This is a genomic window from Enterococcus sp. FDAARGOS_375 (genome assembly GCF_002393265.1).
Classification (GTDB): Bacteria; Bacillota; Bacilli; order Lactobacillales; family Enterococcaceae; genus Enterococcus_D; species Enterococcus_D innesii.
Genome location: NZ_CP023515.1, coordinates 3168540 through 3182731, shown reverse-complemented (window position 1 = coordinate 3182731; position 14192 = coordinate 3168540). Strand labels below are relative to the sequence as shown.

The following is a 14192-nucleotide window of genomic DNA, read 5'->3' as shown; positions in this document are numbered from 1 at the left end:
TTTTTTTTTGTATAAAATGAGAGAGAAAACAAAGCAATTCATCGCTTTTGTGCCCGTTCTTTGATAGAATAAAGAGGAACTTTTTGAGAAAAGGAGTAATCAAATGCCAAAAAATAAATTACTACTCGTTGATGGGAATAGTGTGGCTTTCCGTGCGTTTTTTGCGTTGCATAATTCATTAGAACGGTTTAAAAATGCCAACGGGCTGCACACAAATGCCATCTATGCGTTTCATACTATGTTTGAAAATGTGATGGCAAAAGAACAGCCAACACATGTTTTAGTGGCTTTTGATGCTGGAAAAACCACCTTCAGGACAGCGATGTATGAAGATTATAAAGGCGGACGTTCGAAAACCCCTGGGGAATTTAAAGAACAAATGCCTTACATTCGCGAATTGATCAACGCGTTAGGTGTTCAATACTACGAATTAGATAACTATGAAGCCGATGATATCATTGGCACATTGGCAAATAAAGTCGATAAGGAGCTATTTGATGTCGTCGTTTTATCTGGTGATCGCGATTTGACTCAGCTGGCAACGGAGCACGTGAAAGTTGACATTACGGTCAAAGGAGTTAGCGAAATTGAAAGTTATACGCCCGCTCATGTGGCTGAAAAATATGACGGCCTAACGCCCTTACAAATCATCGACATGAAAGGACTAGCTGGCGATGCTTCCGATAATATTCCCGGCGTCACCAAAATTGGTGAGAAGACAGCCATCAAGCTATTGAAAGAATATGGCTCTGTTGAGGGGATCTATGAACACATCGATGAAATGAAAAAAAGCAAGATGAAAGAAAACTTGATCAATGATCGTGAGATCGCCTTTCTTTCAAAACAATTAGCAACCATCGATGTGGATGCGCCCATTGAGGTCGATGTCGACAAACTCAAATATGAAGGCAAAGATTTAGAGAAATTGGTGCCATTCTACCAAGAAATGAACTTTAATAGCTTCTTAGATAAGTTGCAGATTACAGCTGAACCAGTTGAGATGGAAGACATTTTGTTTTCGGTCGTTGAAGAAGTAACGGAGGATATGTTCCAGGGAGACACGGCATTGTATGTCGAGATGATGGGGGATAACTATCATTTGGAAGACATCGTCGGTGTTGCTTGGGGCAATCAAGAAAAAATTTATGTCAGCAATCGTGAAGAATTGTTTGAAAGTCCAGTCTTTACCGATTGGTTAAAAGACGAGAAACGTAAAAAATTCGTCTATGATGCCAAACGCACGTACGTGGCGTTAAACCGGTACACGACAGCACCAAAAGGAATCGCTTTTGATGTTTTATTGGCAGCTTATCTTTTAGACACGAATGATACGAATAATGACATCGCAGGTGTTGCCGCTCACTATGGCTATGATGCGATCCAATCGGATGAAGCGATTTATGGAAAAGGCGCGAAAAAAGGGCTGCCGGCGGATGAGGAAGACTTCTTTGCTCATTTAGCCCGTAAAGTAGCGGCGATTACGAACCTAACCCCAAAACTTACAGAAGAATTGGCAGCGAAAAATCAAACAGCGCTATTTGAAGAAATGGAATTGCCTTTATCAATGATTTTAGCTGAGATGGAGATCACTGGAATCAAAGTTGATGCGTCTCGCTTGCATCAGATGAAGGGCGAATTTGCGCAACGGTTGCATGAAATTGAAGAAAAAATCTACGCCGAAGCAGGTGAAACCTTCAACTTAAACTCACCGAAACAATTGGGTGTGATTTTATTCGAAAAAATGGGCTTACCAGTTATCAAAAAAACCAAAACTGGCTATTCGACCGCAGTCGATGTGTTAGAACAACTAAAAGAGCAAGCACCGATCGTTGAAGACATTTTGACTTATCGTCAAATCGCTAAGATCCAATCAACCTATGTAGAAGGCTTATTAAAAGTGATCCAAGGGGATGGCAAAGTCCATACACGATATGTACAAACCTTGACCCAAACTGGTCGTTTAAGTTCTGTCGATCCGAACTTACAAAACATTCCGATTCGTTTAGAAGAAGGTCGAAAGATCCGTGAAGCCTTTGTGCCACGAGAAGCTGATTGGGTGATCTATTCTTCTGACTACTCTCAAATCGAATTACGGGTGTTGGCGCATATTTCAGATGATACCCATTTGAAAGAAGCCTTTATCGAAGGTCAAGATATCCACTCAAGCACAGCGATGCGAGTCTTTGGTATCGAAAAAGCAGAAGATGTGACACCAAATATGCGTCGTCAAGCCAAAGCAGTCAACTTCGGTATCGTTTATGGTATTTCTGATTATGGCTTATCCCAGAATCTAGGAATCACCAGAAAAGCCGCCCAACAATACATCGATACGTATTTTGAAAAGTATCCTGGGGTGAAAACGTATATGGAGGATGTCGTTCGTGAGGCGAAGGACAAAGGGTACGTTGAAACCTTGTATCATCGCCGTCGTTACCTACCTGATATCAATTCGCGCAATTTCAATATTCGAACTTTTGCCGAAAGAACTGCCATCAATACACCGATTCAAGGCAGTGCGGCGGATATCTTAAAAATTGCCATGATCGATCTGGCGAAACGTTTGAAAGAAGAAAAATTAGCAGCAACGATGCTGCTGCAAGTACACGATGAATTAGTCTTTGAAGTACCTGAATCTGAATTGCCTCGTCTTGACGCTTTAGTGAAAGAAGTGATGGAGCAAGCCGTTGCATTGCATGTCCCTTTACTGACAGACAGCAATTGGGGCAAAACATGGTACGATGCTAAATAAATGAGGTGAACAGAGGTGCCGGAATTACCAGAAGTTGAAACGGTCCGTAAAGGACTTGAAAAACTTGTTTTGAATAAAACGATCGAATCGGTCGAGATCCTGTGGCCACGAATCATTGAAAGTCCTGAAGTGCCGATCTTTTCGGCGCTTTTGAAAGGGCAACGCTTTGAAAAATTTGAACGACGCGGAAAGTTTTTGATTTTTAAATTGACAGATTATGATTTGATCTCACATTTGCGAATGGAAGGCAAATATGAATATTTTGAGTCAGAACCAATTGTTGATAAACATACACATGTCATTTTCCATTTTACAGATGGCAGTCAGTTAAATTATCATGATGTAAGAAAATTTGGTCGTATGACCTTAGTGGATAAAGACCAAAGCGCAGCCTATAAAGGGATCATGCAATTAGGTCCTGAGCCTAAGCCTGAATTGTTTTTATTAGAAGCATTTGAACAAGGATTGAAGCGGTCTAAAAAAGCCATCAAACCGTTATTGCTTGACCAAAAGCTCGTTACTGGTTTGGGCAATATTTATGTAGATGAGGCGCTGTGGCAAGCGAAAATCCATCCAGAGCAACCAGCGGATTCATTAATGCCAACTGAAGTAGATGTGCTGCATGAAGCAATTATCGATGTCTTAGAACGAGCTGTTGAAGCAGGCGGAACCACCATTCGTACCTATCTCAATGCACTAGGAGAAGCCGGGAAATTCCAAATGTCATTAAATGTCTATGGCCAGACGGGCAATCCTTGTGGCAGATGCGGTACACCAATCGTCAAGATCAAAGTTGCCCAACGGGGGACGCACTTTTGCCCTCAGTGCCAAAAATTGCATGTGAGGTCCAGCAAATGAGTTTTGTCTTAGGAGTCACGGGGGGGATTGCCACCGGAAAAAGTACCGCAGTCGCGTATTTTCGATCACTGGGTTTACCGATTATTGATGCCGATATCATCGCAAGAGAAGTCGTTGAACCGAATACTGAGGGCTTGCAGGCGGTGACGCAAGCCTTTGGTCCGCAGATTTTGACCGATGATGGACACCTAGATCGGCAAACCCTCGGTGCTTTGATTTTTAACGATCCAGAGAAACGCCGCATGCTGAATCAGACGTTATCTCCTTTTATTCGACAAGAGATTTTGTCTCAGATCGAAGAAAAAAAGCAGGAAGTGCCATTGTTGATCGTTGACATTCCTTTGCTTTATGAAGCCGACTATGACCAATACATGGATCAAACCGCAGTCGTTTATGTGCCAGAAGCCATTCAAAAAGAGCGGTTGATGGCACGCAATCAGTTGACTGAGCAAGAAGCGCAACAACGAATCGACAGTCAGCTGTCAATTGAGAAAAAGAAACAACGGGCCGATATTGTCTTTGACAATCAAGGAACGATCGCCCAACTCAATCAGCAGATCGATGATTGGTTTGCATCTATAAACAAATAGGTAAAGCAGCAGGTTCCCTTTCACCAAAGGAAACCTGCTGTCTTTTTTTGTACAACAGCAAATCTTCGTAATCTTACAAAGAACTATCGTTTCTGAAAAAAGTTGACTTGTGGCAAACATCATTGTGTGTCTAATGTTTACCATGCATTGATGCGTACCTCTTACTTGGGTGTCACAATGATTCGGTCACCTGTGAAGGGGTGAAGAAGGATCGGCTGATCATAAAAAGTAGTGAGAACCTCCTCAGTAAAAATGGCCTCTCGTTTACCTGCAGCATGGACCTTGCCGTTTTTTAGCATCAGCAAATGAGTGAAAAGCGGTAGCAACTCTTCTGTATGATGGGTAACGTAAAGAATGGTGGGTGTATTTGTCAGCTTTGAAAAATCCTCCAATCGTGCTAACAGTTCTTCTCGCGCAAATAAATCAAGACCCGTACAAGGTTCGTCCAAAATCAGGATCTCTGGTTGTGCCATCATGGCACGTGCGATCATGACAAATTGTTTTTCTCCTTGTGAAAGAACGTGATAGGAACGATGGATCAGATGAGTCAGGCCCAAGTCAGCCAAAAGCGCTTTTGCTTGGTCTAATTGTTTTTCATCATAAGTTTCATAAAGACCAATACTGGAATAAAGCCCAGATAGAACGATCTCTTCAGTAAGATCTCGTCCATAAAATTTATTTTGTAAAGCGGAACTAACCCAACCGATGCGCCGTTGAAGATCCGGGACAGATGTTTTGCCATATCGTTCACCTAGGACTGTTCGTTGACCAGAAGAAGGCCATAAGGTTCCTGTTATCAGTTGCAATAGTAAGCTTTTGCCTGCGCCATTCAGGCCTAAAATCGCCCAATGTTCATTTTTTTTCACTTGCCAATTGATAGTTTCTAATAAAAATTGCTGGTTGCGAATGAATGAAACCTGTTGAAAATCAAGGACTGTCATCGATAATTGAACCTAATCAGGTTCTTCACCTCCATTTGTAAGAATATTCAGAAAATAATACCTGCTATTATAACACATCCTTCCAAATTTCGCTGGTTGGTTGGTATCGCATTCATATCTTTTGTCAGAATTCAGAATGCTTGTTATGATGAAACTATACAGGAGGAATGATAACTATGGGTACTTTTAAAGACGAAAAAGATGTGATCGTTGGCAAGGCTAAAGAAAAAATTGGTGAATGGACCAATAATGAAGAACTTGCCCATTCTGGAAAAGAACAAGCACACGAAGGTCAGATCAAGAAAGAGCACGATCAAAAAAGAGTCAACGAATTAGAAGATCAAAATGACGAGCGCGATGCCCGCAATGATCGAACTACCCCAGAAAATGTCAGCAGTGAAGAATTGTTGCGAGCTGAAAATCCTGATGCCAATAAAATTTCTTCTGCCGATCGTCGAGATGCAGACCAGCTGAAACATTATACTGGAATTGAAGATAAATTATAACTGAACACGGATGCCTTCGTCTTCTAGACGAGGCATTTTTTTGTTAATCAGAGTGGATGAAGAGTCAAGAGACTACTGCTCAGTTGACAATTGCTCAACATCTCATTATAATCCATTAAGATCGCATAGCGAGAAGCAAAGAAATTGGGAGGTGGTCATCAAATGCTAATTTATGCATTGTGTACGACTGTCAAGAAAGTAGAACAGCCGCGAGAATAAATGAGAAAATAGAAAGAAGGCTTTTCAATGATTGAACCTTACCAATTTCACGCGATTAAACACCAAGTGTACCAATTAGTCCGAACCTATCAATCGGTCAATGACCCTCGAACGATCAAAACGGTCGAATCGATGACCAAAGATGCAATTGAACAATTTTTTCCTGAAGAAGAAACCGCACCCCGAGCCATTTTAGCTGCTTTCTTCCAACCAGGAATGACGATCAGCCGGAGTAACGAGCTGTTAGCTGAACTTAAAGAATACGTTCGCCCCTTTCAGGTGCCGACAACGAAGCAAATTGAAAAAATGTTTCGGAAAGTAAAAAAACTGAAAGTACCTGATTTTGCTTCCGTGGATTTGAAGGAAACCACTTATCTTGCCTGGGATGATATCGGTAGTCAAAGTAAGTTTATGATCATAGCCACTGAACAAGGGTTTACAGGGCTTCACGGTCATGTGTCAACCGAGGTCAAAAAAGGAATTTGTCCCTTGTGCCAGCAGGAAGGAAATGTGTCAATGTTTCTTTCTTTGACCAAAAGCAACGGCGATGGGACGTATACGAGACGCGGAAATTATATTTGCCGTGATAGTCAACAGTGTAATCAGCAGTTGGAGCAGCCGGAGAATTTGCATGAGTTTGTTTCTTTGCTGCAAATGAAAGATAAATAACGAAATGAAACGGCAGAAAGATTTCTGTCGTTTTTTTACATTGAAAAAAACAACAGTTATAACATTATTTAAATTTTGTATTAAATGAACAGAATAAACCACTTTGGCTATTGTACCAATGGATTTCATGTTATAATTAATCATAGAAATCGATGACTTTACGTGAAAACGTAAGCGCATAAGAGAGAAAATGAGGTGGAACTATGCAATGTCCAAAATGTCATCATAACAATTCGAGGGTAGTTGATAGTCGACAAGCCGATGATGGACGTGTGATTCGCCGTCGTCGTGAATGCGAAAATTGCGGCTATCGCTTTACAACATTTGAACGTATTGAAGAGGCACCCCTTCTTGTAATCAAGAAAAATGGTGCCCGTGAAGAATTTAACCGAGAAAAAATTTTACGGGGCTTGATTCGTTCTGCTGAAAAACGACCAGTGACAATGGATCAAATGGAAACGATCGTCGATCATGTTGAAAGCCGTGTTCGTGCTCTTGGAGAAAACGAAATTTCAACTACGCAAATTGGTGAATATGTGATGGAAGATTTAGTTGATTTAGATGAGATCGCGTATATTCGTTTCGCCAGTGTGTATCGGCAATTTAAAGACATGTCGGTTTTCTTAAAAGAACTGCAAGACATTGTCGAGAAAGCGAAAGAGCCACAAGAATAGAGGGGGACAGCAAGTGGGCAATAGTTTACCGAATCAAACGTACAAAGTGTTTAAAAGCCGTCCACTTACAACGGAAGGAAAAGACGCCCTCATTTATTTGTATCAACCAATTATTGAAAGTGATGCTTTAGCATTGTATTTGACACTCGCAAGCGATGTCCAAGCCCAAACCTTTTATGGTGAGGAGGCGATAACGACGGTGCATTTAGATATCTTGAATGCCATGAATGCCGGAATGCCTCGCTTCATAAAAGCCAAGCAAAACTTAGAGGGCATTGGCTTGCTAAAGTCTTATGAGAAAGCAGATGCTCAAAACGGGAGCTCGTATCTGTATTGGTTGCAAGAACCGGTTCATCCAGCAGCGTTTTTTCAAGATGAATTGTATGCCTATCTTTTGTTGGAAAGAGTCGGGGAGCGTAAATTTAATCAACTGGTCAAGCTGTATCAACCAAAACAATGTTCTTTAACCGATTATCAGGAAGTGACTCAATCCTTCTCAGCCGCTTATGGGTTAAATACCGTTCGTTTTGCTTCCCAGGAAGAAACGCTACAGGCAGTCAGTGATTCTTTTCAGGAAACCAATGCGAACTTGGTGCTTGACGAAAAGCAGTTGGATTGGGACTTTCTTTTATATGAAGCGCAGCGCCGGTATATCCGTGCCGCTAATTTCACGCCAAGTTTTAGACAAAAGTTAGTTCTATACCATTCTTTATACGGCTATGATGTGTTGGAATTGTTGGATTTGATGGCGGACAATGTTTCTTTGACAACAGGCGAGATCGATCAGAAGAAGCTGGAGCAAGCGATCATGAAAAAATCGCGGCAGACCTTCACGAAAACAACAAAAAGGGAAGATCCTCAAGCAGAAAGCCAATTACGCCGCTTCAATACACTAAAGCAGAATGGTTTTTCAGAAAATGATGTATTATTGATTCAAGAAAGTGAGAGCAATGCACCGATCGCTTTTCTCAAGGCGATCAAAGCGGAGAAGAACAGTTTCATGACGGATTCAGAACAATGGCTGATCAAGAGCCTTGTCGAACGGTCACCATTGCCGAATAGTGTGATCAATGTTCTGGTTCATTATGTCTTGGTGGTCCAAAACAATGCCGCTTTGTCAGGGAATTATGTGAACAATATTGCCGCTCAGTGGTCAGAATTAAAAATCGGTACGGCAGAAGATGCGATCAAACATGTCCGGAGTCTTGTTCGAAGTGCCAAGGAAAAGCGCAGCCGACCACAAACAAGCGGAAAAAAAATCATTCGCGAAGAAAAGCTGCCTTCTTGGGCTGAAAAACCAGTGGAAGAGACAGCATTAACACCAGAGCGACAAGCAGAATTAGATAAAAAACTGCAAAACTACTTGCATAAGAAAGCTGGTGACAAGTAATGGAAGATGTAGGGAAAAACTTAGGAAAACTATTGGATAAACGCAATTACCGTGATCAGTTTTCAGCAATGATGGCAGAGGTTTTACAAGATCCTGATGTTAAAGCGTTTATTGCCGAAAATGAAGAGGTATTGACCGAAGCAGATATTCAAAAAAGCTATGCGAAACTGTATGAGTTCGTCCAAGAAAAGCGGAAATTCCGCATCAATGATCCATCCATGATCGCACCGGGCTATGAGCCGCGCTTAGCGTTAAATTTTCATTTTATTGACGTCACTTATGTACCAACGAAAGAACTACTGGCATATCAGAAGCAAGAAGAAATTCGCAGTCGCATCAAAGCGATGGATATGCCTAAAGATATACAAGAAGCAAGTTTTGCAGATTATCAGCAAACGCCTGGCCGAATGGAGGCCATCGCAGCTGCCGTTGATTTTATAAGTGAGTTGACAGCCAATCCACAGGAGTTTCATAAAGGGCTGTACTTTGTGGGGAGTTTTGGGATCGGAAAAACCTATCTGCTTGGCGCGATCGCCAGAGATTTAGCGGAGGCAGGCTATACGACGACATTGGTTCACTTCCCGACATTTGCAGTTGAGATGAAACAAGCAATCGGCAAAGATCAGGTGGGGGATAAGCTGAATGCAGTAAAAAAAGCCCCAATCTTAATGATGGACGATATCGGTGCGGATGCGATGAGCAGTTGGATTCGTGACGAAGTCTTCGGTGTGATTCTACAATACCGAATGCAAGAGCAACTCCCGACGTTCTTCACCTCGAATTTTACCATGCATGAGTTGGAACAGCATCTTTCGGTAACGCAACGCGGCGAATCCGAACCATTGAAAGCCAAACGTATTATGGAGCGTATTCGTTACTTGACACAAGAGATCCAAATGACGGGCAAAAATCGACGAAATGATGCCTAAAAAATGACCATTACTGGAGGAAGATGATGATGAAAAAACAACTGATTCTAGGCTTGTCCTTAGCAACAGTGCTGCTGTTAACGGCTTGTGGCAGTCCCGAAAACAACAATGCATCAAGTGGCGATAACACGCCTTCTGAATCAAGTGAGAATGCTAGTTCCGTTGCCAATAGTTCTTCAGAGAGCGAAACAGCGACGGTTTTTACTGGTATTATCCAAGAAGATGCCCAAGCAGGTTCGGATGATACCTTTCAATTATTTTTGAAAGACGTAGCGGCAGTTGAAGATGAGGATCAAGTCGTCCAAAGTTTTCATAATGATGGGGTCATTCTCCATGTCCCTGTTGAGGCCTATTCAGGAGAGATCGAGGAGTTAGTTGAAGGAGACAAGGTCCAAGTGTCGCTGCAAGGCGTCCCGATCATGACGATGTCGATCCCACCGCAAATTCCCGGCAACTCGATTCAAAAGGTTGAATTAGTGAAGGATTAATGCAATGTGCGCCTTGGCAATGGCACCACAGTCAAGACGCACATTTTTTTCTATTTTTGGAAAGCGTGTTATACTACGAAAGAAGGAGTGACAATATGAACGAACATGCATTATCGGATCGTTTGGCTTGCGTGGGCGAACAAATTCCCGACCAAGCACGTATCGCCGACATCGGCTCCGACCATGCTTATTTACCTGTGGCATTAATGCTGCAGAACAAAATCACTTATGCTGTAGCTGGAGAAGTCGTTCAAGGACCTTATGATTCTGCCAGTAAACAAGTACGTAAAAACGGGCTCACAGAGAAGATCGTGGTGCGCTTAGCAGACGGATTGGACGCTATTCAGCCAGCAGATGAGATCGACACGGTTGTTGTTGCTGGAATGGGCGGTACACTGATACGTTCGATTTTAGAAGAAGGAAGCCAGAAAAATCGCTTAGCGGGGGTCAAACGTTTGGTCTTACAACCGAATGTTGGCGAAAGGACCTTGCGGGAATGGCTTGTTGATCACAATTTTACGATCATTCATGAAGTGCTGTTAGAAGAAAATGATAAAAATTATGAAATCATCGTTGCGGAAACTGGAAAAGCGACGTACACGACCCAGCAATTATTTTTTGGGCCTTTTTTATTAAAAGAAAAAAATCCAGTTTTCCTAAAAAAATGGCAGCATGAATTGAAGCAGCGTCAACGAGTGGTCAAAGAGTTAGAGAAAGCCAAAGAACCACCTGCTGAGAAAATGAATGAATTAAAGGAACAAATCGAATGGATCAAGGAGGTGTTGGCATGATTTCTGGTCAAGAATTTATCAAACGCTTTGAAGCATACTGCCCGTTATGGTTGGCAGAAGAAGGCGATCCTGTTGGTCTACATGTTGGCACATTAAACAAACCGCTCGAGCGAGTCATGATGACTCTTGATGTGCGACCAGAAGTGGTGGCAGAAGCCATCGAGAAAAAGATCGACTTGATCATTGCCAAACACCCACCGATCTTTCGGCCTTTGAACCGCTTGCTGACAGATGATCCGCAACAAAAGATGTTGATGGATCTCGTCAAGCATGATATCGCCGTTTACGCCGCCCACACCAATATGGATATTATTGAAGACGGTTTGAACGATTGGTTTTGTGAACTGCTAGAAGTTGAACCAGATACGTACTTGAAACAAACCCATCAAGTAAAAATGAAGAAACTAGCTGTTTTTACCCCTGTTGAATCGGCACCAGCGTTACGAAAGGCATTAGGTAAAGCTGGTGCTGGTCAGCAAGGCAATTATCAAAATACCAGCTATTCCTTGATTGGCACTGGACGTTTTACGCCGCAACAAGCTGCTCATCCAGCGATTGGTGAGATTGGAAAAGAAGAACAGGTGCAAGAAGCGAAAATCGAAGTCATTTTTCCAGAAACGATCGAGAAAAAGGTCCTTTCGGCAATGATCGCTGCTCATCCTTACGAAGAGCCAGCTTATGATCTGTATGCCTTAGACAATTTGCCGAAGACCTATGGAATCGGGCGGGTTGGCAACCTTGCTGAACCTCTTTCTGTTGATCAGTTTGTTGCACGTGTCAAAGAACGCTTTGGTTTGTCTGCTTTACGCCTCGTCAGCTTTCCTGATGCACCTGAAAAAATTCAGCGAATCGCCATTTGCGGCGGCAGTGGCCAATCCTTTTATTCGAATGCCTTACGCCATCAAGCGGATGTGTACATCACTGGCGATATCAGTTACCATTTTGCCCATGACATGCAAGCCAATGGGTTGATCGGGATCGATCCAGGGCATAACATCGAAAAGGAATGTATTCCTCGGTTTATTGAGAAATTCAACCAGTGGAAAGCAGAAGAGAACTGGGCTGTGACCTTTGTTCCTTCCACCACTTCAACAAATCCATTTGACTATAGATAGGAGAATTATTTATGTACGAAAATTTATTGCCTCGCTTTTTGAACTATGTAAAAACAGAAACCCGTTCGGATGCAACAAGCACGACAACACCTTCCACCGAAACACAGGTCGCTTTTGCTAAAGAACTGCAAAAAGAACTAGAAGAATTAGGATTAAGCGATGTTCACTACAACGAATCCAATGGTTTCGTGATTGGGACATTGCCAAGTAACGTGGATCATGACGTACGCTCCATTGGATTTATCGCCCATATGGATACGGCCGATTTTAATGCAGAAAATGTTGATCCGCAGATCATCGAAAATTACGATGGCGAATCGACCATTAAATTAGATAAAGAAGGAAAATACACATTAAACACAAAAGATTTTCCGAATTTAAAAAATTATGCTGGCGAAACCTTGATCACTACTGATGGTACCACTTTATTAGGTTCTGACGATAAATCAGGTATCGCAGAAATCATGACAGCTATGGAAATCTTACTTAAAAACCCAACGATCAAACATGGGGAAATCAAAGTCGCTTTTGGCCCTGATGAAGAAATTGGTGTTGGTGCAGATAAGTTCGATGTTGAAGATTTCAATGTTGATTTTGCCTATACAATGGATGGCGGTCCAGTAGGAGAATTGCAATATGAAACCTTTAATGCGGCGCAAGCTGAAATCACGATCCAAGGAAAAAATGTCCACCCAGGAACTGCGAAGGACACCATGATCAACGCTTTGCAACTAGCAGTCGATTTTCAAAATACGCTACCGGCTGATGAAGTTCCTGAGAAAACCGAAGGGACAGAAGGGTTCTTCCATTTGATGAGCCTCAGTGGCTCAGTAGAAGAAGCGAAAATGGCATACATTATTCGAGATCATGACCGGACCCGTTTTGAAGAAAGAAAAGAACAATTATTAGCGGTTCAAGAAAGCTTGAATGCCCGCTTTGATGAACCGCGAGTGCACGTTCATCTATATGATCAATACTACAACATGAAAGAAATCATCGAAAAAGATATGAGTATCATTGATTTAGCAAAAGATGCGATGGAAGCAGTGGGAATCACTCCGGTAACAGAACCTGTTCGTGGTGGGACCGATGGGTCGAAAATCTCCTATCTAGGGATTCCAACACCGAATATCTTTGCTGGTGGAGAAAATATGCACGGTCGTTATGAGTTCGTCTCGCTACAATCAATGATGAAGGCGACCGATGTGATCGTGAAAATCGTCGAACTGAATGCTCAAGCATAAACGTTGCTTTTGATTTGATGGAATAAATGAAAAACTCTTGGGCTGGGAACTCTTCACGCAGGTCTTGCGTAAGACCCGGCCTTTTTAGGATGTGAATAGGATGAAAATTCTCGTTTTATACAATGATACAGCGGGGAAAAGTGAAGCAAAAGAAACAGCAGAAAAATTCCAAGCCTATGTGAAAGAACAAGGCGAAGAGCATCAAGCGTTCTTGCAGGCCTCAAATCCAGACGTGGATCCAAAAGACGTTCGAGAGGCTGCCAAAAAACACGCAGTCGATACGATTGTGATCATCGGCGGAGATGGCACGATCCATCATGGGCTGCAAACCTTCAAAGAAAAGCTGGATGAGCTGAAGATCGGGATCATTCCTGGAGGAACGGTAAATAATTTCGCTCGAATGTTGGGTATACCAGTCAAACCAGAAGAAGCGTTTGAGAATGTTTTAACAGGGGCTGAACGTCCGATCGATTATGGGATGGTCAATGATCAAGTAATGATCTCGACGATGACCATTGGTCTTCTGGAAGATACCGCCGCCGCAACTTCCCAAGAAGAAAAACAGCAGTATGGGCCGTTAGCGTTTATGAAACGGTTCATTCATCTGTTGATCAAAAAGAAACAATACAAATTAGAAGTTATTGCTGACGAACGGAAATGGCAGGGAAAAAGTCAATTACTGACAATCGTTATGTCAAATTCAGCAGGTGGGTTTAAGAACTTTGATGAAGAAGCAAAACCTGATGACGGGTTGTTTCATGTCATTCTTTTGCCAAAACTGAATATTTTACGGTTTATTTTGTATCTACCAAGAATTATTCGTGGTAGAATTGCCAAAGTCCCAAGTGTTGAATATTTCACTGCCGCAAAGGTCTCAATAAAGGCCAAAGAAAAAACGGTTCATACTCGAACCGATGGCGACCCAACGGATGATCTGCCGATTGAGATGAAAGTCATCAAACATGGGTTGACGATGCTGGTACCTGAGGAAGCAAAAGAATCAAAATAATGGTCCCTACGATCAATCAT

General features: G+C 42.3%; 14 protein-coding genes. 13 read left to right on the top strand and 1 reads right to left on the bottom strand.

Features of this window, described 5'->3' with window-relative positions:
* Nucleotides 1-103: 103 nt before the first annotated feature.
* From polA to coaE, 3 genes are read left to right on the top strand one after another with little or no spacing between them, the layout of a single operon-like run.
* Nucleotides 104-2749: a DNA polymerase I gene (gene polA, locus CO692_RS16555; protein WP_086292321.1), complete on the top strand. Its 2646-nt coding sequence runs from the start codon at nt 104-106 to the stop codon at nt 2747-2749.
* A 15-nt stretch (nt 2750-2764) separates the two neighbouring features.
* Complete coding sequence (gene mutM / locus CO692_RS16550; protein ID WP_096742756.1) at nt 2765-3607, top strand: DNA-formamidopyrimidine glycosylase; 843 nt, start codon at nt 2765-2767, stop codon at nt 3605-3607.
* Nucleotides 3604-4197: a dephospho-CoA kinase gene (coaE, locus tag CO692_RS16545; protein ID WP_096742755.1), complete on the top strand. Its 594-nt coding sequence runs from the start codon at nt 3604-3606 to the stop codon at nt 4195-4197. The genes mutM and coaE overlap by 4 nt, the downstream gene beginning before the upstream one ends.
* A 161-nt stretch (nt 4198-4358) precedes the next feature.
* Here coaE and CO692_RS16540 read toward each other — a convergent pair whose 3' ends face one another.
* Nucleotides 4359-5138, bottom strand: coding sequence for an ABC transporter ATP-binding protein (locus CO692_RS16540; protein WP_096742754.1), 780 nt, complete (start codon nt 5136-5138; stop codon nt 4359-4361).
* Nucleotides 5139-5314: 176 nt separating this feature from the next.
* On the opposite strand from CO692_RS16540, the gene CO692_RS16535 reads away from it, so the two are divergent.
* The 10 genes from CO692_RS16535 (at nt 5315) to CO692_RS16490 (ending at nt 14172) form a co-directional block, all read left to right on the top strand.
* Nucleotides 5315-5644: a hypothetical protein gene (locus CO692_RS16535; RefSeq protein WP_008380072.1), complete on the top strand. Its 330-nt coding sequence runs from the start codon at nt 5315-5317 to the stop codon at nt 5642-5644.
* 246 nt (nt 5645-5890) lie between these two features.
* Nucleotides 5891-6532, top strand: a complete 642-nt coding sequence (locus tag CO692_RS16530) for a FusB/FusC family EF-G-binding protein (RefSeq protein WP_096742753.1) — start codon at nt 5891-5893, stop codon at nt 6530-6532.
* Between the two features lie 203 nt (nt 6533-6735).
* Nucleotides 6736-7206 (top strand): transcriptional regulator NrdR, encoded by a 471-nt coding sequence (gene nrdR, locus CO692_RS16525; protein WP_005226004.1) that lies wholly within the window; start codon nt 6736-6738, stop codon nt 7204-7206.
* 13 nt (nt 7207-7219) lie between these two features.
* On the top strand, nt 7220-8596 hold the full coding sequence (locus CO692_RS16520; RefSeq protein ID WP_096742752.1) for a replication initiation and membrane attachment family protein: 1377 nt from the start codon (nt 7220-7222) through the stop codon (nt 8594-8596).
* Nucleotides 8596-9525, top strand: coding sequence for a primosomal protein DnaI (gene dnaI, locus CO692_RS16515; protein ID WP_005226006.1), 930 nt, complete (start codon nt 8596-8598; stop codon nt 9523-9525). The genes CO692_RS16520 and dnaI overlap by 1 nt, the downstream gene beginning before the upstream one ends.
* A gap of 26 nt (nt 9526-9551) precedes the next feature.
* On the top strand, nt 9552-10013 hold the full coding sequence (locus CO692_RS16510; RefSeq protein ID WP_096742751.1) for a hypothetical protein: 462 nt from the start codon (nt 9552-9554) through the stop codon (nt 10011-10013).
* 95 nt (nt 10014-10108) lie between these two features.
* The gene (locus CO692_RS16505; RefSeq protein WP_096742750.1) at nt 10109-10804 is read left to right on the top strand and encodes a tRNA (adenine(22)-N(1))-methyltransferase; all 696 of its coding nucleotides are present in this window, start codon (nt 10109-10111) and stop codon (nt 10802-10804) included.
* Nucleotides 10801-11919: a Nif3-like dinuclear metal center hexameric protein gene (locus tag CO692_RS16500; protein WP_226818200.1), complete on the top strand. Its 1119-nt coding sequence runs from the start codon at nt 10801-10803 to the stop codon at nt 11917-11919. The genes CO692_RS16505 and CO692_RS16500 overlap by 4 nt, the downstream gene beginning before the upstream one ends.
* A gap of 11 nt (nt 11920-11930) precedes the next feature.
* Complete coding sequence (gene pepT, locus CO692_RS16495) at nt 11931-13163, top strand: peptidase T (RefSeq protein ID WP_096742748.1); 1233 nt, start codon at nt 11931-11933, stop codon at nt 13161-13163.
* Nucleotides 13164-13263: 100 nt separating this feature from the next.
* Entirely contained in the window at nt 13264-14172 is a 909-nt protein-coding gene (locus tag CO692_RS16490) for a diacylglycerol/lipid kinase family protein (RefSeq protein ID WP_096742747.1), read from the top strand.
* Nucleotides 14173-14192: the final 20 nt, after the last annotated feature.